The organism is Vibrio lamellibrachiae (assembly GCF_050337265.1).
GTDB classification, from domain to species: Bacteria; Pseudomonadota; Gammaproteobacteria; order Enterobacterales; family Vibrionaceae; genus Vibrio; species Vibrio kyushuensis.
This window is the reverse complement of record NZ_JAKJSU010000014.1, coordinates 74182-93281: the sequence shown is the minus strand read 5'-3', so window position 1 is coordinate 93281 and position 19100 is coordinate 74182. Positions and strand designations below refer to the sequence as shown.

The following is a 19100-nucleotide window of genomic DNA, read 5'->3' as shown; positions in this document are numbered from 1 at the left end:
ATTCTGATGGATCGTATGATTTACACGGCAGCGAGTGGTGCAGGGCGAGTTTTTACCGCTCAGCAAGTCGCAGCCAATAACCTAGCAAACATTAATACTCACGGTTTTCGTGCCGATATGGAACGCGCGGAAGCGTTCGCTGTAAAAGGCGCTGCGTATGACACACGAGCACTTGTGAAGGCGGAAACAAGCGGAACACGCTTTGATACCGCAGCTCTTCAACAGACGGACAGACCGCTGGATTTAGCACTGCGTACTGAAGGCTTCTTTGCTGTACAGATGGAAGATGGTGACGAGGCGTATACCCGAGCGGGTAACGTTGAACGAAGCCAAGATGGTGACCTAACGATTAACGGCTTACCGCTGATTGGTAATGATGGTCAACAAATCAATGTTCCTCTGTATACCAGTATCGAATTTGGTGATAACGGCACGATTAACATTGTTCCTGAAGGGGAAATCCTAGCGATCGAGGTGGGTCAGGTAAAACTGGTTAACCCTGAGACCGCGGATCTGCGCAAGCTCGAGAATGGCCTATTTCGTGGCCAAGACCCATTTGCTCCTGCCCTTGAAGGGGAAGTCGCTATGGTTTCAGGCTTCTTAGAGCAGAGCAATGTTGTAGCGGTAGAAGAGATGGTGAGTTCAATGAACCTCAGCCGTAACTTTGAAATGCAGCTGAAAATGATGCAAACCGCAGAAAAAATCGCCGAAGCGGGTAATCGCCTACTAAGAGCTTAAAGGAAACAAAAATGAACGCAGCGTTATGGATCAGTAAAACAGGCTTAGCCGCACAAGATGCGAAAATGGCCACTATTTCAAACAACCTTGCCAACGTAAACACTGTTGGCTACAAGCGCGACCGTGTGGCGTTTGAAGACCTGTTTTATCAAATTCAGCGTCAACCGGGTGCCATGGTTGATGAGGTCAATGAACTGCCAAGTGGTATTCAGCTTGGTTCTGGTGTGCGCGTTGTCGGCACACAGAAAGTGTTCACTGAAGGCATGTACCAAACCACGAGTCAGACCCTAGACGTGGCAATTGATGGACAAGGCTTTTTTGAGCTTGAAACCGCCGACGGTGAAGCAGCTTATACGCGTAACGGTCAATTCCACTTGAACTCAGAAGGGATGATGGTCACTGCGCAAGGTCTGCCATTAGCTCAGAACATTCAAGTACCAGAAGATGCTGAAACGATCACGATTGGTCACGATGGTACTGTTTCAGCCAAAGTAGCGAACAGCGACTTCCCACAAGAAATCGGGCAAATCACCTTGTCTAACTTTATCAATCCAGCTGGCCTTGAAGCGCTTGGTGGCAACATGTTCCGCCAAACCGCATCAAGTGGAGATGCGATTGATGGTGTAGGCGGCGAAGGTGCTTTTGGTCAGTTAAAGCAAGGTGTTCTCGAGGGTTCAAACGTACAAGTTGTTGAAGAGATGGTCGACATGATCACGACTCAACGTGGCTACGAAATGAACGCGAAAGCACTGTCGTCTTCAGATGAAATGCTGCAATACGTAAACCAAGTTCTGTAATCGCAGTTCTTAAAAACTTCAGTTGTTAAAAACTAAGTGACGCTTGATCGGTAAGGGTGTATTTGGTCGATAAGGTGCTCAATTTTGAGCTTAGCTCCACACCTTATCGGTCTTATGCGCAGCGATATATTCATGGATTGATGCGTTTAGGCCCTCATCACTATCTATTGCATCTAAAACTGAGTGCAAGCCTAAACCTATAAAGGTAAACCAATGTTGAGATTATTCGCACTGATTTTCAGTGCACTGTTGCTTGTTGGGTGTAGCTCGTTCGATTCATCCTCATTGATTGATGATCGCCCTTCGCCTGATGACGATGTCTATGCACCACCGGCGCTGGACTACTCTTTGCCTGATGCAGGTGCAGGTTCAGTTTATCGTGATGGCTATATTTGGACGCTATTTCAAGACAGACGTGCGTATCGTGTCGGCGATATCTTAACGGTCTCTTTGGATGAAGATACCCGCTCGAGTAAACAAGCTAACACCAATTTCGGTAAAACCTCGTCAGGTGGATTATCTGCGGATTATGACACAGGAACTAGTGCTGGTGGATTAAGTGGGAACTTATCAGGTGACCGTGATTTTCGCGGCAACTCAGCTAGCTCTCAGCGTAACTCTTTAAGTGGTTCCATTACCGTGATGGTCCATGAAGTGATGCCCAATGGCGTTGTACGCATAAAAGGCGAGAAATGGATTCGTCTTAACCAAGGCGATGAATTTATTCGCCTCAATGGTTTAGTTCGTGTCGATGATATCAACAATGGTAACCAGATCTCGTCCCAGCGCGTTGCTGATGCTCGGATCACCTATTCACAAAGTGGTGTGTTGGCCGATGCCAACGAAGCAGGTTGGTTAACCAAGCTGTTTGTTAGTCCACTATTCCCATTTTAAGAGGTGGCTATGAGATTTAAAATGAGAGCGAAATCCAAAGTTCGCTCGTTTCTTTATACATTGGTCATAAATGTTCTATTTATTGGCTGCATTGCCGCTATTCCCGTTATTGCGGCTACTCCTGTCTATGCTTCCGCCAGCGAAAGACATCTTATCGATCTGGTCGATATTCAAGGTCTGAGAGAAAACCAATTGATTGGTTACGGATTGGTGGTTGGCCTTGATGGCACAGGCGACCGTAATCAAGTGAAATTTACCAGTCAATCTGTGACCAACATGCTTCGTCAATTTGGTTTGCAGCTAGATGACAATATCGATCCAAAACTGCGTAACGTTGCTGCGGTGAGTGTGCACGCTTCTATTCCGCCGTTGTCTGGTAAAGGCCAAGCGATAGATGTGACTGTCTCTTCGATTGGTGACGCGAAAAGTTTACGTGGTGGTTCACTAATCATGACACCGCTACGTGCTATTGATGGCCAAGTTTATGCGGTTGCTCAAGGCAACCTTGTGGTTGGTGGTATTAAAGCGGAAGGACGTACAGGCTCAAGCATTACGGTGAACGTGCCGACCGCCGGACGAATCCCTAATGGGGCGATCATTGAAAGTGAAATTCCATCGGACTTTAGCTCTCGACCTATGGTAACCCTAAACCTCTTAAAGCCTAATTTTACCACCGCTAGAAATATCTCACGCACTATCGATGAGACGTTTGGCCCAGAGACAGCAACAGCGGTGAGTTATGCGCGTATCGAGATTCAGGCGCCGGAAGATTTCGAGCAGCGCGTGGTGTTTATGTCGATTTTGGAAGAGATGAAAGTCGATATTGGTCGTCAACGTGCTCGAGTGGTCTTTAACACCCGAACTGGAACCGTCGTGGTTGGCCAAGGGGTTCAAATTGGGCGCGCTGCAGTGAGCCATGGCAACTTAACCGTGACCATTGGTGAGTCGTTCAATGTCAGCCAACCGAATGCCTTTGGTGGCGGTCAAACTGTGGTTGTTCCTGAGTCTGAAATAGACATTAACCAAGAGCGTAATCCTATGTTTATCTGGCCTGAAGGTGTCGAGCTTGAAACCATCGTGACTGCGGTGAATAGCCTTGGTGCCTCACCAGATGACTTAATGGCCATACTGCAAGCGCTGCACACCTCAGGTGCGCTTAACGCTGAACTTGTTGTGATTTAAGGGGGAATTGTAATGACTGTCACCACACTTCCTGTCAATCCGTTTGCCCTGCAGCACATGCCGTCAAACATCATGCGCTCGAATCATCAGCCTGCCAACGTGGGGGTTGTTACCAGTTTTGATAGCCGAAACTTAAATGATCTCAAGGTCTCAGGCGACACCGAACAAGCACTTCAAGGCGTCGCTGAGCAGTTTGAATCGCTGTTTTTACAAATGGTGCTGAAACAGATGCGTCAAGCAAGTGAAGCTCTGCAAAGTGATGAAGAAAACCCTTTGTTTAGCAGCCGTGAACATAAGACTTATCAAGAGTTTTTTGATGGTCAGATCTCAATAGAAATGTCCAAAGGCCGCATGGGTTTAGCAGAGTCGATTGTGGCTCAATTGGGTCGAGAACAAGCAACAGGAAGTGAAATGCAAGGCGCGGCCATTGAAGCGTCTTCCATTTCCCCTTTCCCGACGCAATCTCAAGGCACATTTGTCGAGAGCGAATTTAAGAACGCCAGCCCTGAGGTCGCTTTACCTACACAAGAGCAGCAAATTCTACCGTCGCAAGATTTGAACGTTACCCAATCAAGTCGAGCCTTTAGCCAACCACTGTTGCATGTCAATCTTAAGGAGTCTTCAGTATGAGCTTGATGAACATAGGCCTTTCAGGCGTACAAGCTAGCCAAATAGGGATGAACGTTACTTCCCAAAACGTTGCGAATATCAATACGGTTGGCTACAGCCGTCAGCAGGCGGTGTTTGGTGCTGTAGGCGCGATGGGCGTGAACGATGCAGGAAACGGCGTGAGCGTCACCAGTATTCGTCGAGTAACGGATCAGTATCAAACCAATCAAATGTTTCGTGCGAGCTCAATGCTTGGCCAAACGTCAACGGCGCATCAGCAGCTGCAACGTTTAGAGACGTTACTTTCTGCTGATTCAATGAATCTAGATCAAGGCTTCAATAACTTCTTCTCATCACTTAATGGTGCCAGTGTGTCGCCGTATAGCTCGGCGAATCGCCAGCAAGTGATCAGTGAAGCGGAAGCATTGGCCAACCGTGTTAATCAATTAAGCAGCTCGGTTGATGGTCAGTTTTCTGATTTGAACCAACAGCGTACCTCTGCGGTAGCGCACGGTAATAGCTTACTTACTAACATCAGTAAGCTCAATGAAGAGATTCGCAAAGGCGAAGTGAGTGGTGAAAATACCGCTGCCCTTCGTGATGAGCGTGACGTGTTGATTAACGAACTTTCTGAAGTAGTCGAAATTCGCATTACTGATCCAGGTGATGGCACGCTAGAACTGGCGTTGCCGAATGGTCAGCCATTGATCAGTGGTAACCAAACCGCGCAGTTTGCTGTCTCGGTTGATCCGAACAACCCACAGAGCCAAGTTCTATCACTGAGCTTTAACGGCCAAGACTTCCCGATTGGTTCTGATATTGGCGGCAAGTTGGGCGCACTAGATGCTTACGAGAAAGATGTACTGATTCCATCTCAAGAGATCATCAATGATATTGCGCTTGAGTTTGCCACAGCCTTTAACGACCAGCTTGGACAAGGTTTTGATTTAAACGGTAATGCAGGTAAAGCCCTGTTTATCTTTGACCCTGATAACCCAGCGTCGACTTTAAAAATCGACCCAGACTTTAAACCAGAAGATTTAGCACTTTCTGACGACGGTAAGCCGGGCAGTAATGGTAACTTGCTTAAGCTTATCGAAATCAAAGACCAAGAGTTTGATATTGCTCATTTGGGTTCTCAAACTTTAGGCGGTGCTTACACTTCAATGCTGGGTGATATCGCAGTGAAGACGCGCCAAGCGCAGTCTGATCACCACGCTGCGAGCAATATCTACGTGCAAGCGACGATTGAAAAATCGGGCACCAGTGGCGTGAACCTAGATGAAGAAGCGGTGAGCTTGATGAAATATCAGCAAGCGTACCAAGCTAATCTTCAGGTTATTAACGCCGCCAACCAAACCTTTGCATCTGTTATGCAGCTATTTTAATTGAGGAATCCCCATGAGAGTTAGTACCAATCAATATAGCCAAATGATGTCATCGAGTTTGAATAATAACTCGCTTGGCATTAACAAACTAATGCAGCAGATGGCTACGGGTAAACGCATTTTAGTTCCCTCTGATGACCCCATGGCATCAACGCGTGTAATGAGTTTGGGTCGTCAGCAAGCTTCATTAGCTCAATATCAAAGTAATATCGAGCAAGCGGATATTCTTCTCAAAAATCAGGAGGTTTATCTAAGCAATGGTGTCGATATCCTGCATGAGGTACGCGACAAACTCCTTTGGGCCGCTAATGATAGTAATGGTCCAGCAGAGCGTGAGGCAATTGCGGCAGAATTGGAACAGTTGCAAGACACTTTAGAGTCTCTGGTGAATGCGAAAGATGAAAACGGTAAATACCTGTTTGCCGGTAATGACGTCAATACCAAGCCGCTGGATAAAGATGCAGATGGTAACTGGGTTTACAACGGTGACATGGGTGTGCGTGAAGTCGTGGTCGGTGATGGCGTGACTATGAAGGTGAACGTTAACTTGGGTGACATGTTCTTCTCGGGTGACATGGACATTTTTAATCAGCTTGATGAAGCAATTAATGAGCTGCGTGATCCTGATTTTAACGCAGCGAGTAATGATGTATTAGATCGAAGCTTGGATGTTCTTGATGCAACTTTGGGCTCAGTATCCGGTTCTATCACTGATTTGGGTACAAGACAGAACTCATTAGGTACATTAGACAGCGGCCACGCAGAGGTTGAATTGTTTAATAATCAATTGATTGGTCAACTAGAAGACCTTGATTATGCCGATGCCATGGTGGAGTTTAATAACTACTTATTGGCACTGCAGGCAACTCAAGCAACGTACGTGAAAACGGCGAGTATGTCGCTGTTTGCGATAATGTAATTGTTTTATAGGCGTACATCGTTTCCAAGTGAGTGTCGCTTTCAAAGCGAGTGTTGATAGTTTAAAGCAGGAATTGAAATAGAGTATGGTTTCTCAAGTTAGTGATTTAAGAGCAACAACTTCTGGTGTGAATCGACAGCCGGCTGTTATTGCTAAACGAGCGGGGCATAATACGCAGGTGGTCGAGAGCCCACGTATTGCTGAAAGTAAGCAGCGTGACCCGATTCGCCTATCGCAAACATTAACGCCAGAACATACTCGCCGCCAAAGTCTACTTCAGCGAGCGCAACAACAACTCGCTTCTGCGCAAGTGGCGGAACGCAGCCTCATGGAGATTGGCAATGGTTTAGGAGAATTGAATAAACGCTTAAGCTTTGCTCTGAAATCTGGTGGTGCATCTGCGAAAATTACTGCTGAGATCGATAGAATCAATACCAGTATGGAACGTTCTATTCAGCAAGCTGAGTTTCAGAATCAGCCTGTCGTGAGCAGGCAACTAAAGCCGATTTATCACGGTGATGATCGCACTACCTTTCGCATTAAAGGGTTGGATACCAACCGCGCTGTAGGGCGAGATGAAACACTGGTGTTTAACTTAGGCAAAGGCGGCGCCAATGCGGTTCCCGTTAAGTTAGATAGTCAAGCAACGCCAGAGAAACAGGCGATGCAATTTCGCCAAGCGTTCAATGAACACGGAATCGGTGTTGGCCTAGATAAACAGCGTCAATTAGTATTTAACGCCAGCGAACAAGATTGGCAACGCGTATCAACTCACATGAAAGTGACGGGTCAAGGTGAGCGCTTTCCTGCGGGCAAAGCCAATCGCGCCAAAGTTGATACGACCGAGCCAAGATTTGAGCCGTTAAAACTTAAAGCAGATAACCAGCATTTGCGAGAGTCTCAAGCAGAAACCAAACAGTTGATGCAGCAGGTCAAAGCCAGTGTTCAAGAGCTTCGTGCACATAGACGTTTGGTGAACGAGAAAATTTCTGCGATTAACGAGAAAAACGTTAATAGCGCTGAAATAAGTTTATCAACGGTTGAACGAGATTTAGAGCGTGTTTTACCAAAAGAAGCGAGCTTTACTCAGGTGTATCAAAACATCCAAACCCAAGCGAATGTTCACCGGCATACCGTAGTGGCTCTGTTGACGAGATCATAATCGAGCCCCAAGCAACACCTCAATGTTGTATTCATTACACGAAAAAGAGCCAGTTACTGACTGGCTTTTTTTATACCTAATTTTTTAGCTTACTCATTTCTTGAGGCAGTCACTTTTCTGAGGTTAGTATGCAGTCACAACTCCCTCCCGGCATTGATAAGTTGGTTCGCGTAGAGCCTGCGCAACTTAAATCTGAGCAGCAGATGTCGCAGCCATCCAAGCAACCAAGCCATCTTCCAACTCAACATCAACAGCAGCAGATGCCTAGCTTGGTCATGCCATTGGCACAATGGCAGGTGGTGAGAATGCTTTACTCGGCACAACAAGTAACGCCAAGTCGCCACGATATGGTCTATCAACAAGGGCAACAGGCTAGCCCAGTACTGCAGCTGCCGAGTGGTCGCGGAGTACTGATGACTCAATTTGAACTTGATGGCCAAATGCATCAAGTTCGCTGGCAGGTTTCCCAGGGTGAAGCGGTATTAGTGGCTTCAACGTTGGCGAATGATCAAATGATAAAATTGTTGCCGTCGGTAGGCGGTGGTTGGCGATTGGTTACCAATGGTTTGGAGTTATCTCAGCCGATGCAACTGCTTTGGTCTCCGATTGGTAGTGATGGATATTCAACTTTCGCCAATAGAGAGCAGAAATTATGGGTGAAGCGCGCAATATGGATTGGTATCATTTCAATCGTAATGGTAGTGGTTGTCTTTTAGCCAGAAGATTGACCGATTTGGCAAAATATGAGCTTTTTTCATTTAATTTATTTATTTTCCAGTCGTGGAAACTAAAAAGTGAAAATGGTGGTTTAAGCGCTGGTAACCAGTCGACGTTTTATAGCTATGTAAGCGGTACAGCATAATCAAAAGAGGATTTAATCATGCTATCGATTCATACGAACTACACGTCTTTAATGACACAGAACAACCTAAATAAAACATCTGGCGCAATGGACCAAGCGATGCAGCGCATCTCTACTGGCTTCCGTATCAATTCTGCTGCTGATGACGCTGCTGGCCTGCAAATCGCAACACGCCTTCAATCTCAAGTAAACGGTCTGTCTGTTGCTTCTCGTAATGCTCAAGACGCAACGTCTATGCTACAAACTGCGGAAGGCGCTTTCGATGAGATGACTAACATCGCTCACCGTATGAAAGATTTGGCAACACAGGCGTCAAATGGTACAAACTCTGGTTCAGAAATTGCGGCTATGGAAGCTGAGTGGGATGAGCTACAACTAGAACTAGAAAGCATCGTTGATAATACTCAATATGGCTCTGGTAATAACCTTTTTGATGCGAACAATGGCGGTCTTTTCACTAGTGCAATGACATTCCAAATTGGTGCAACTACGGGTGAAACTTTAGATTTTGATGCGTCTGGTGAAATTGCTAATGTTGTTACCAATATTGGCGCGCTACAAGGCCACAGCCTAGATAACACTAACCCAGGTGGTGGTGCTAACTCGTCTGCTCAAGATGCAATGGATGCTATTGACCTGTTGCTAAGTGGTGATGGAACTGATGCAGGTATCGGTGAGGTTCGTGCTCAATTCGGCGCAACAATTAACCGCCTTGACCACACAGTCACTAACCTTGGCAACATGCGTGAGAACACTGAAATGGCGAAAGGCCGTATCATGGATACTGATTATGCAGTTGAATCTTCAAATATGATGAAGAACCAAATGCTAACGCAAATGTCTATGTCTATGCTTTCTCAAGCGAATGGCATGTCAGGCATGGTAATGAGCCTAATCTAATTAGCCCAAGCTAATTGTAAATCTACCAAATTCTATCTTGTTAAACCGCAGCCCCCGCTGCGGTTTTTTTATGCGTGCTATTTGTAATTCTGCCCGTCTAAGCGTTTGTAATTTTAGAATAATGAAGGGGGGATTAACGGAGAAAATAGAAACGAATGTTATAAACTATTAATGGTACCACTGGCTGCATATCAAGTTTTCTTTGGGTCGCACTTGGCTAAATCTGATGGCTAATCGTGGTACTTCTAACCGCTACCCATACCTATGACATATTCCTCGTTAACCAAATGCTTGGTTGAAAGAATACTTGGCAGAACCTATTCCTTTGCAGCTCATAATTACTAGCTCCAATCATTACGTTCTTGTTGTAATCAGAGGGTCAGTGAGAACTACTTTGATGAAATCTAGTAAAGCGCTATGAAATAGAGTGAAAAGGAGTGATATCTCGATGTTTTTATTCGATACCCCATCTATTTATTATTTCTTAACTGATTGTTTTTTATGTATTAAATTTTTATCTTGTTGGTTTTTGGTTAGTGTATTTCATTTTTTAAGTTCCTTTTTTTAATAGGCGTTTTCTCTTCAGTGTGGATACACATTCACCACTATTTAAGAGGATTTACCCATGCTTTCGATACACACAAACTATACGTCTCTATTAACACAGAATAACTTGAACAAAACATCAGGTGCGATGGACCAAGCAATGCAACGCATCTCTACGGGTTTTCGTATCAACTCTGCGGCAGATGATGCAGCTGGCCTGCAAATCGCTACTCGTCTTCAATCTCAAGTTAACGGTCTGTCTGTTGCTTCTCGTAACGCTCAAGACGCAACGTCTATGCTACAAACGGCGGAAGGCGCTTTCGATGAGATGACCAACATCTCTCACCGCATGAAAGATCTTGCTACACAAGCAGCCAACGGCACTAACTCTACTGATGAGCACGCAGCAATGCAGGCTGAGTGGGATCAACTGGCGGAAGAACTACTCAGCGTTATTGACAACACCCAGTATGGCGCGGGCAACAGCCTATTTGGAGCACCGGATGCATCAAACCCTGATGCTATACTTCCAGGTGGCATATTTACTGACGCAATCACCTTCCAAATCGGTTCTTCTACTGCTGAAACGCTGACGATGGATGTTTCAGATGGTGTAGCAGCAGTTCGACTAGCTATCGGTGAAGCCGGTGTAGGTGTTGATACTGACGGAAATCCAAACCCAGGTACGGGGTTATTTAGTGTTGACCTAGCAGATGTTGCTGGCGGCGGCGCTGCAAACGGCATGGACCGAGTTGATGGCCTATTAGGTGATATCGGTTCTATCCGTGGTGAGTTCGGTGCAACAATCAACCGCTTAGACCACACTGTAGTTAACCTTGGTAACATGCGTGAGAATACTGAAATGGCTAAAGGCCGTATCATGGATACTGATTACGCAGTTGAATCTTCAAACATGATGAAGAACCAAATGCTAACGCAAATGTCGATGTCTATGCTTTCTCAAGCAAACGGCATGTCAGGCATGGTAATGAGCCTAATCTAAGAGATAATTACTGCTTACAACTCTTTAAAGCCGCAGCCCTCTCTGCGGCTTTTTTTATTTACGCACTCATACGTTTAAGTGACCAAGCCAATTTCAGCTGTCAATTGAAAGAAATGCCTTTTCCTCACTGCCTTATTGTTGCCAAGCACGAGTAATTGTCGAAAACATTCTCAATATTTCTCTTTTGATGGGGGATATTTCATCTATGAAGATAAATCTAACCTAAAAATCGTAAAACCGGATTGTTTGCTGGTTTTACAAGGGGTTCCCTTTCGTTGATTTAATGACTTTTTGTGATATTTCTGGTTGAAACTGGTTAAATCGTGATGTTTTTTATGGTTGTATTGCACTTTTGTTTCAGTTTTTAATGTTAAATATTAAACTTAAAATTAGATATAAATCAGCTTAAGTTCTTTTTTTGTTAAGGCGTTTTGTCTCCCTCGAGATAGCACACTTACTATTATTTAAGAGGATTTATCCATGCTTTCGATACACACAAACTACACGTCTTTACTTACTCAAAACAACTTAAACAAAACGTCAGGTGCAATGGACCAAGCGATGCAGCGCATCTCTACTGGTTTCCGTATCAACTCTGCGGCAGATGATGCTGCTGGTTTGCAAATCGCGACTCGCCTTCAATCTCAAGTTAATGGCCTATCTGTTGCTTCTCGTAATGCTCAAGATGCAACATCTATGCTTCAAACGGCTGAAGGTGCATTTGATGAGATGACGAATATCTCTCACCGTATGAAAGATTTGGCGACTCAAGCGGCAAATGGAACGAACTCAACCTCTGAGCATGCGGCAATGCAAGCTGAGTGGGATGAGCTGCAAGAAGAGTTAGTGAGTATTATTGATAATACGCAGTATGGCTCTGGTAATAATCTATTTGCTGAAGATGTTGGCATCTTTGACGGTGAGATTACTTTTCAAATCGGTTCATCAACGGCAGAAACGCTAACAATTGATGTTAGTGCAGGCCTAGGCGATGTACGTAATGCGATTGCTGATTTAGCCAACATCGATCTATCGGCTCCTGCAGGCGGTGCACCTTTTGAAGATGGTGACGACGATACATTAAGTGGTGCTCAACTGGGTATGAATGCCGTTGATGCGCTACTTAATGGTGTTGCGGGCAGTGATGATGAAGGTCCTAGTGAACCAGGCCCAAGTGGTGCCTTTGCAATGGAAAGCTTAGGTATTGGCGCACTGCGCGCTCAGTTCGGTGCAACGATTAACCGCCTTGACCACACTGTAGTTAACCTTGGTAACATGCGTGAGAACACTGAAATGGCGAAAGGCCGTATCATGGATACAGACTACGCCGTTGAATCTTCAAATATGATGAAGAATCAAATGCTAACGCAGATGTCGATGTCGATGCTTTCTCAAGCAAACGGCATGTCAGGCATGGTAATGAGCCTAATCTAAGAGATAATTACCGCTTACAGCTCGTCAAAGCCGCAGCCCTCTCTGCGGCTTTTTTACACTAAAACGCTTCTACTCCTTATTCTTATTTACTTTTTCTCTTCAATTTTTAACCACGCTTTCTGGTCACAAGATCCCATTTTCAACTTTCGTTTCAGTTAAGAGATTTCATCGATTTGTCGTTTGTTACCTATGAGAAACGCAGATACGACTGGGACTTGAGAGAGTCGGAACTTTATAACATTAATGGTTCCGCATCATTTCCGTCATCGGAATTACGATTTCCGTTTAAGTTTTTTTGAATACTTCTGTGATGAATAAAACCACAAAAATAGATGTTTTTGGCTGTTTATTCATCATTAAACAAATAGTTAGGTGTTGGAATGCTTTTTGCTCTAAGCCAGTAGGCTGAGTGAATCTACTTGAGCAGAGTCAACCAAAGCAACACTCCCTAATAATGATAAAACTGCCCGTGGTGGCGGTATAGACGATAGGAAGAGAGACATGATTGATCCGGCTCAAATGGCAATGCAAATGGTGATGATTCAGCGTCAACCGTTTGATATTCAATACGCAAACCAGCAGGCGATGTATAAAAACCAACTTGATGCTTGGAAAGATATCGACAGTGCGTTCAGCAGCTTCAAGACGGCGCTAGATGGCATGAATAAAGCTGATAACAGCTTTATTAAAAACTCAGTAACACAGAGCCAAGATGGTTACATCAATGCGTCGGCTGGTAGCCAAGCCCGAGCGGGTTCTTATGATTTGTTTGTGAAGCAACTGGCGAAAGCGCAGCAAGACTCTTTTAGTTTTGATGGTGGCGAACTGCCTGATGAAGGTTCGATGACATTGACCACCGCGGATGGCGAAGCGATAGAGCTTAATTTTGCAGATTTTGCCGACTTGGGTGAGTTAACGGATCACATCAACGAACTCGATGTTGGCATCAATGCCAGTGTGGTTAGCTCCGGTGGTGAGAAACACTTGGTATTGGGCTCTGACGAAACCGGTGTCGAGAATAAGTTTGATGTAAGCGTCACTGGCGCCACTCATAGCCATCGTGAACTCAATGCAGCGGCCGATGCCATCGTGATGCTAGGTGGCCAAGATGGCCTTGAAATGACTAGCAGCAGCAATACCTTCGATGACGCTATCTATGACGTTAGTTTTGAAGTGACCAAGGCTCATGAAGCAGGAGACTCCCCGCTAACGTTAACCGTTGGCGCCGATAATGAAGCGTCGAAAGAGGCGGTGACGGAGTTCGTTGACGCATATAACGATTTGATGCGAACGATTTTAAAGCACACAAAAACCGATTATCAGCTGGATAAAGATAGCGATGACGACGATGACGATGATGATAATAGTATCTCGATCAGCGTTGCTGGCGCATTGGCGGGCGATTCAACCGCTCGTGGCATCAAGGGAGCGCTTAATAACGCTACTCGAGGCATGTTTGATGAAGGCACGTTGTACAGCATCGGCATCGAAGCGAATCGTGACGGCACACTAAAAATTGATAACGCTCGCTTTGAAAAAGCACTGAGCGAAAACCCAGAGAAAATTGACGCGATCTTCTTGGGTGACAATGGCGCGCTAGCCTCGCTTGAAAAAGCGATCGGTCCGTACACAGGGAGCAACAGCAGCGACAACCTGCTTAAGACGCGTCAAAGCACTATACAAGGCAATATCGATCGAGTGGACGATAAAAAAGAGACCCTCGATTACCGAATGGAAAAAACCTATAACCGTTACCTACGTGAATACTCTGCAATGGCGCAAGCCATGTCACAGATGCAATCGACCGCAGGCATGTTCATGTTTTAAGGAGTAGTAAATGTTTAATGATGAGTCGGGCTTCGATGCCTATCAACAAGTTGATGTAGAAGCACAAGCTGCCGCATCTAGCCCATATCAACTGGTGCTGATGCTGATTGGCGGATTTCTCGATACCTTGACCCGAGCGGAAGCTCACATGGAGGCCAAGCGCTTTAAAGAGAAAGGCGAAGCGATTGCACGTTGTCTCGACATCATCGGTGGTTTGAACAGTGCGCTCGACATGAAGCGTGGTGGCGAAATGGCCGAACAGATGAATAATCTGTATGACTTTTGTAGCCTGCGCTTGTTTGAAGCGAGTACACAAAATGAAGTAGAGAAGCTTCATGAAGTGCGCTCTGTGATGACCAACATTCAGGAAGGATGGCAAAACTTTGGAGCGGCACATGGAAATTAATAGCGCTTTGTTACGTACGGTTAATCAGAGATTACAGCACAACTGTAAGCACAAAGAGTGGAAAGAGCTGCGTGAGCTAGACCTGAAAATTCGCAAGATATTAACGGCCATTAATGAGCAACCGGCAGCCGCGCAACGTTTAAAGCATGACCTTGTCGCGCTTAAAGAGTCGCACACTGTGGCGATCAATTTGTGTGATGAAGAGAAGCAGCGCATTGGCCGTATGTTAGCGAGTCTGCAAAGTCAGCGTGAAGGTATGTCGGAATATTCTCAAGTAGAGAGGGCAATGGCATGAGTGCTGTTCACGCCGCGTCAGCGTCTAGCCAATCTCAAGTAACTGCAACGCCAATTCGATCGGAGAATAGCGGCTCGTCAGCGGGTTTTGCAGCGCTATTGGGAATATCTGATGTCACTACAGCCGAAGGTGCTCAGTCTGGTCAGTATTGGTTTGATCTCTATGACCAACTCAAAGAGCTCGCAGATATGGAAGATTGGCAGTTTGACAGTGACCAGTCACTGATGTCTCAGCTTCCCCCTGATGGGCAGTTCCGTGTTGTGGAATTGACTAATCACTTTGGTGGCGAAATTCGTGAACAGTTATTGGCTATGATGCGTCGTGCTGATGGCCTTCAAAGTGTGGATGTTCAGCTTGGTCAACAGCATCGCCCTCAAGTATTAGCTCAATCACAGCTCCCGCAGGATACGCTTAACTTTTCTCAGGCAATGGAACGCATCATTTCTAATGCGATGGTTCCCGTTCGACCAGAGATGCACAACCCTGAATTATTAGCGCAGATGCAGCGTGGCGCGCAATCACCTCAGTCGTTTATGACGATGCAAAACCTGCAAGCTGGTATTGCACCTATTGCTCCGACGGAAGCTGCTGCGAATGCTTCCCACCTTGTTGAATGGTCAGCGGTTAAGGTTGATGAGAACAAGCAGCAGTGGGGGCAGCAGATGATGTCAGTGCTAAAAGATCGCGTGCAAATGCAGATGAGCCAGGATATTTCACACGCTCGAATCCGTCTTGATCCGCCGCATTTAGGTGCATTGGAATTAAGTGTCAGAGTCGATGGCAGCAAAGTGCAGATCCAAGTACTGGCTAACGACCCTGCATTAAGAGAAGCGATCCAACAAAGTGCCGAACGATTGCGTCTTGAACTGGAATCTAAAGAGCTAATGGGTAGCCAAGTCAGCGTTGACGTGGGTGATCATGGTGAATCCCAGTACCAAGATACACAAGCTGAAACACTCGAAAATATTATGGTTGCGGAATCCGACTGGCACGCTTCAACTTTTCAGTCGTCAGGTCTCGAAGACCACCGCATCACCCGCTTAGTCTAAGGAATTTTTATGTTTAACTTCAGTCACCCTCTGGTCAAGTTAGTCTTGGCAGGTGTTACCGCCTCAGCTCTGATTGCAGGGACTGCTTTTGGCACGCTTCATTTTATCAATGATGATACGAAAGATGTCTCTTCTATCTTTGGCTCGAGCGCTAAAGATGAACAAACTCACTTTATGTCTTTGGATAAATTCGTCATTTCCCTTAATGGTGAAGAGCGTACTCATTACTTGTTGCTAGAGCTGGACTTGAAAACGTCGAGTCTCACTGCGCATGAAGAACTGATTCGTTTTCGCCCGGTCGTGAATAACGTGCTGCTAAAAATGTTTAGTCAATACAGCTACGAAGAGATGCGTTCAATTAACGACATTGACTACATGCAGAAGCAAGTGCAGATGAACCTTGCAAAAACGCTTCTGGAAAATGGCTTTATGTACAACATTGATGATGTGTTGTTCACCAAGCTGGTTCTTCAATAACAGACAGGTGACCTCATGCTAGAAGCCCAAGATTGTTCTCAACATGAATATATGGAAATGCAGCCGGCACCTTCCGCGGTTGATGAAGGTGCAATACTGCGCCAACACCTGAAGTTGGTTAAGCGAATTGTAAATCAACTGCGTCCACATGCTTCGGCAACGGTTGGGCTGGATGATATGGAACAGCTTGGTTTGCTTGGCTTGTTAGAAGCCGCTAGGCGTTATGGGGATATGGATGAAAACTTCCCGTATTTTGCGTCAAGACGTATTCGTGGCGCGATTTTAGATGAGTTAAGACGTCGAGATTGGCGACCAAGACAACTCCGTCAGCAAGCACATGACCTAACCAATAAGATCAAACTTCTAACTAAAAAGTTATCGCGTCAGCCTTCTGAGCAAGAGATTTTACAAGAGCTTGGGCTGACATCGAATGAGTACCATCGTTTGCTCTATGTGAGCCAAGCTGAAGAGCTACAAAGCCTTGAGCAACTATTTGAACAAGGCAGTGAACACTTTCATTTAGAACCAAATGATAGCGCGGTTCAGAACCTGATTGATCAAGATTTATTGAAGTACGCATTGGGTCGGTTACCTGAACGTGAACGGTTAATTTTGAGTTTGTACTACTTAAAAGAGCTGAGCTTAAAAGAGATTGCAATGGTAGTTGGGCTCACTGAAGCCAGAATTTGTCAGCTGCATAAACAAGCATTAAATAATCTTCAGACGATGATTAAGAGTCAACTATAAAGGAACAATCATGCAAAAACTTATCGGCGTTATCGTCATCATATTTGGTGTGTTTGGCGGTTACTTAATGGCTGGAGGCTATTTAGGAACCATGTGGCAACCGGCTGAATTGATTATTATTTTGGGTGCAGGCGCAGGTGCTGTCATTTTAGGTAATCCACAATATGTGATTGTTGAAATGTGGCAGCAGACCAAAGCCATCATGGTCAAAAAAGATGAGCGTAAGCTTTACCGCGAGCTACTTTCAATGATGCACCACTTGCTTGAACAAGTACGTGTTGGTGGCATGCGTGCATTGGACGAGCATATTGAAGAACCGTACCAAAGCAGCATGTTTTTGGCTTATCCTGAGATCATGGAGCACCCGAAACTGGTTACCTTCATTTGCGATAACTTCCGTTTACTCGCGATGGGTAAAATCAGTGGCCACGAATTAGAGAACCTGCTTGAACAAGAAATTGCTGCTATCGAAGATGACATGCTAACCCCTTCAAAGAGTATGCACCGTTTAGCAGAGGCTATGCCGGGTTTTGGTATCTTAGCGGCGGTTATGGGTATCGTGATTACCATGACCAATATTAATGCTGATATGGCTGAGATTGGCGTTAGTGTTGCAGCAGCGTTGGTGGGTACTTTCCTAGGTATTTTCTTTTGTTACTGTGTTTTTGACCCAATCAGTGCTGCGATGGAAAAGCGTGTAAGACGTGAGATTTCAGCGTTTGAATGTGTACGTGCCATATTGGTTTCTCATACCTCAGGTAAAGGGTCATTAGTTTCGGTTGATGCAGGGCGTAAGTTAATCTTATTGGATGTTAAACCAACCTTCTCTGAAATGGAGACTTGGGTAACTCAGCGAGTATTTCAATAATGCGTAGTCAATCAGAGCAGATCATTATTCGGCGCGCACGTCGTAGAAATACACCTATATTTAAAGGCGGGGCATGGAAAGTCGCGTTTGCGGATTTTACCTTAGCCATGATGGCCTTTTTTATGGTGATGTGGATACTGCAAGTGACCACATCGGATGAAAAAGAACGAATCGTTGGCAAGTTAGCAGGCCAGCCGCAAATGATTCCGATAGAGGAGCAATTTGTTGATAATAGTTTATTTGCTATTGATTTTGGTGGTAGCGCATTACCTGATTTACTTAGTGTAAATCCAAGTAATCCTCGAAATATGGGCAATAGCTTAACCATTAACGTCAAGGATGGAGACGGTGATAACTTCGGTGGTATAGGCAGCGAGAGTCTGTCTTTGGTTGCTGGTCGTTATGATAGCCAAGAGCAGATGGTGGTATTGGGCGAGTTTATGAATGCGTATAGTGATCACTTATCAATAGGTGAGCATGTACAGATTGAAATCGTGCCACAAGGCCTCCGAATCTTGGTCAATGATGATAAGCAGCGACCGATGTTCCGCTTAGGTGGTTCAAGCTTAACCGACTATTTTGAAGACTTGCTGCTCGCATTGGCTCCTGTGTTCACTACCGTTGAAAATGCCATTATGATTTCAGGTCATGCGGATGCAACAGCGTTTAATCAGCGTTCTAGAAATAATAACTGGAACTTGTCAGGGCAACGAGCACAGCGTGCACGAGAGGTTCTTGAGTTTGGCGGTATGCCTGCGGATCGAGTTTCTCAAGTGACAGCGATGTCAGACAAAATGCTGCTTGATGAGGACAATCCTAATAGTGCCGTTAACCGAAGAATTGAAATCTTAATACTGACAGCCGATAGTGAAGAGATGCTTAATGAACTGTTCGGTCGTAAGAGCAGCAGTGCTCTTGGAAAGGCGCATAAAACAGCGCAAGATAATCAGCCTGTTGAGTGGTAGTGATTAAGTGTTGTGTATGTAGTTCTCTGGAA

General features: G+C 45.3%; 20 protein-coding genes. All 20 read left to right on the top strand.

Annotated elements, in window-relative coordinates; genetic code table 11:
- Positions 1-6 precede the first annotated feature (6 nt).
- Positions 7-738, top strand: a complete 732-nt coding sequence (locus tag L4C54_RS20970) for a flagellar basal body rod protein FlgF (protein ID WP_428809663.1) — start codon at positions 7-9, stop codon at positions 736-738.
- Between the two features lie 11 nt (positions 739-749).
- Positions 750-1535, top strand: a complete 786-nt coding sequence (gene flgG / locus L4C54_RS20965; protein ID WP_428809662.1) for a flagellar basal-body rod protein FlgG — start codon at positions 750-752, stop codon at positions 1533-1535.
- Positions 1536-1748: 213 nt separating this feature from the next.
- Complete coding sequence (gene flgH, locus L4C54_RS20960) at positions 1749-2429, top strand: flagellar basal body L-ring protein FlgH (protein WP_428809661.1); 681 nt, start codon at positions 1749-1751, stop codon at positions 2427-2429.
- A 9-nt stretch (positions 2430-2438) separates the two neighbouring features.
- A complete protein-coding gene (locus tag L4C54_RS20955) occupies positions 2439-3611 on the top strand; it encodes a flagellar basal body P-ring protein FlgI (RefSeq protein WP_428809660.1) in 1173 nt (390 codons plus the stop codon).
- Between the two features lie 12 nt (positions 3612-3623).
- On the top strand, positions 3624-4241 hold the full coding sequence (locus L4C54_RS20950; RefSeq protein WP_428809659.1) for a rod-binding protein: 618 nt from the start codon (positions 3624-3626) through the stop codon (positions 4239-4241).
- The gene (flgK, locus tag L4C54_RS20945; protein WP_428809658.1) at positions 4238-5608 is read left to right on the top strand and encodes a flagellar hook-associated protein FlgK; all 1371 of its coding nucleotides are present in this window, start codon (positions 4238-4240) and stop codon (positions 5606-5608) included. The genes L4C54_RS20950 and flgK overlap by 4 nt, the downstream gene beginning before the upstream one ends.
- A 13-nt stretch (positions 5609-5621) precedes the next feature.
- Positions 5622-6527, top strand: coding sequence for a flagellar hook-associated protein FlgL (flgL, locus tag L4C54_RS20940; protein ID WP_428809657.1), 906 nt, complete (start codon positions 5622-5624; stop codon positions 6525-6527).
- Positions 6528-6612: 85 nt separating this feature from the next.
- On the top strand, positions 6613-7689 hold the full coding sequence (locus L4C54_RS20935) for a hypothetical protein (RefSeq protein WP_428809656.1): 1077 nt from the start codon (positions 6613-6615) through the stop codon (positions 7687-7689).
- 128 nt (positions 7690-7817) lie between these two features.
- Positions 7818-8405: a hypothetical protein gene (locus L4C54_RS20930; protein ID WP_428809655.1), complete on the top strand. Its 588-nt coding sequence runs from the start codon at positions 7818-7820 to the stop codon at positions 8403-8405.
- Between the two features lie 161 nt (positions 8406-8566).
- Entirely contained in the window at positions 8567-9451 is an 885-nt protein-coding gene (gene lafA / locus L4C54_RS20925) for a lateral flagellin LafA (protein WP_428809692.1), read from the top strand.
- A 625-nt stretch (positions 9452-10076) separates the two neighbouring features.
- Complete coding sequence (gene lafA / locus L4C54_RS20920; protein ID WP_428809654.1) at positions 10077-11000, top strand: lateral flagellin LafA; 924 nt, start codon at positions 10077-10079, stop codon at positions 10998-11000.
- Between the two features lie 480 nt (positions 11001-11480).
- Complete coding sequence (locus tag L4C54_RS20915; RefSeq protein ID WP_428809653.1) at positions 11481-12434, top strand: flagellin N-terminal helical domain-containing protein; 954 nt, start codon at positions 11481-11483, stop codon at positions 12432-12434.
- Positions 12435-12935: 501 nt separating this feature from the next.
- Entirely contained in the window at positions 12936-14261 is a 1326-nt protein-coding gene (fliD, locus tag L4C54_RS20910; RefSeq protein ID WP_428809652.1) for a flagellar filament capping protein FliD, read from the top strand.
- A 10-nt stretch (positions 14262-14271) separates the two neighbouring features.
- Complete coding sequence (gene fliS / locus L4C54_RS20905) at positions 14272-14667, top strand: flagellar export chaperone FliS (RefSeq protein ID WP_428809651.1); 396 nt, start codon at positions 14272-14274, stop codon at positions 14665-14667.
- Positions 14657-14962 carry a hypothetical protein gene (locus L4C54_RS20900; RefSeq protein WP_428809650.1) on the top strand — a complete coding sequence of 102 codons (306 nt, stop codon included), beginning with the start codon at positions 14657-14659 and terminating at the stop codon, positions 14960-14962. Before fliS ends, L4C54_RS20900 begins: the two co-directional genes overlap by 11 nt.
- Positions 14959-16011: a flagellar hook-length control protein FliK gene (locus tag L4C54_RS20895; protein ID WP_428809649.1), complete on the top strand. Its 1053-nt coding sequence runs from the start codon at positions 14959-14961 to the stop codon at positions 16009-16011. The genes L4C54_RS20900 and L4C54_RS20895 overlap by 4 nt, the downstream gene beginning before the upstream one ends.
- A gap of 9 nt (positions 16012-16020) precedes the next feature.
- Positions 16021-16488 (top strand): flagellar basal body-associated FliL family protein, encoded by a 468-nt coding sequence (locus L4C54_RS20890; protein ID WP_428809648.1) that lies wholly within the window; start codon positions 16021-16023, stop codon positions 16486-16488.
- Between the two features lie 15 nt (positions 16489-16503).
- Positions 16504-17235, top strand: a complete 732-nt coding sequence (locus L4C54_RS20885) for a FliA/WhiG family RNA polymerase sigma factor (protein ID WP_428809647.1) — start codon at positions 16504-16506, stop codon at positions 17233-17235.
- Between the two features lie 10 nt (positions 17236-17245).
- Positions 17246-18103: a flagellar motor stator protein MotA gene (gene motA, locus L4C54_RS20880; protein ID WP_428802841.1), complete on the top strand. Its 858-nt coding sequence runs from the start codon at positions 17246-17248 to the stop codon at positions 18101-18103.
- Positions 18103-19068: a flagellar motor protein MotB gene (locus L4C54_RS20875; RefSeq protein ID WP_428809646.1), complete on the top strand. Its 966-nt coding sequence runs from the start codon at positions 18103-18105 to the stop codon at positions 19066-19068. Before motA ends, L4C54_RS20875 begins: the two co-directional genes overlap by 1 nt.
- Positions 19069-19100 lie beyond the last annotated feature (32 nt).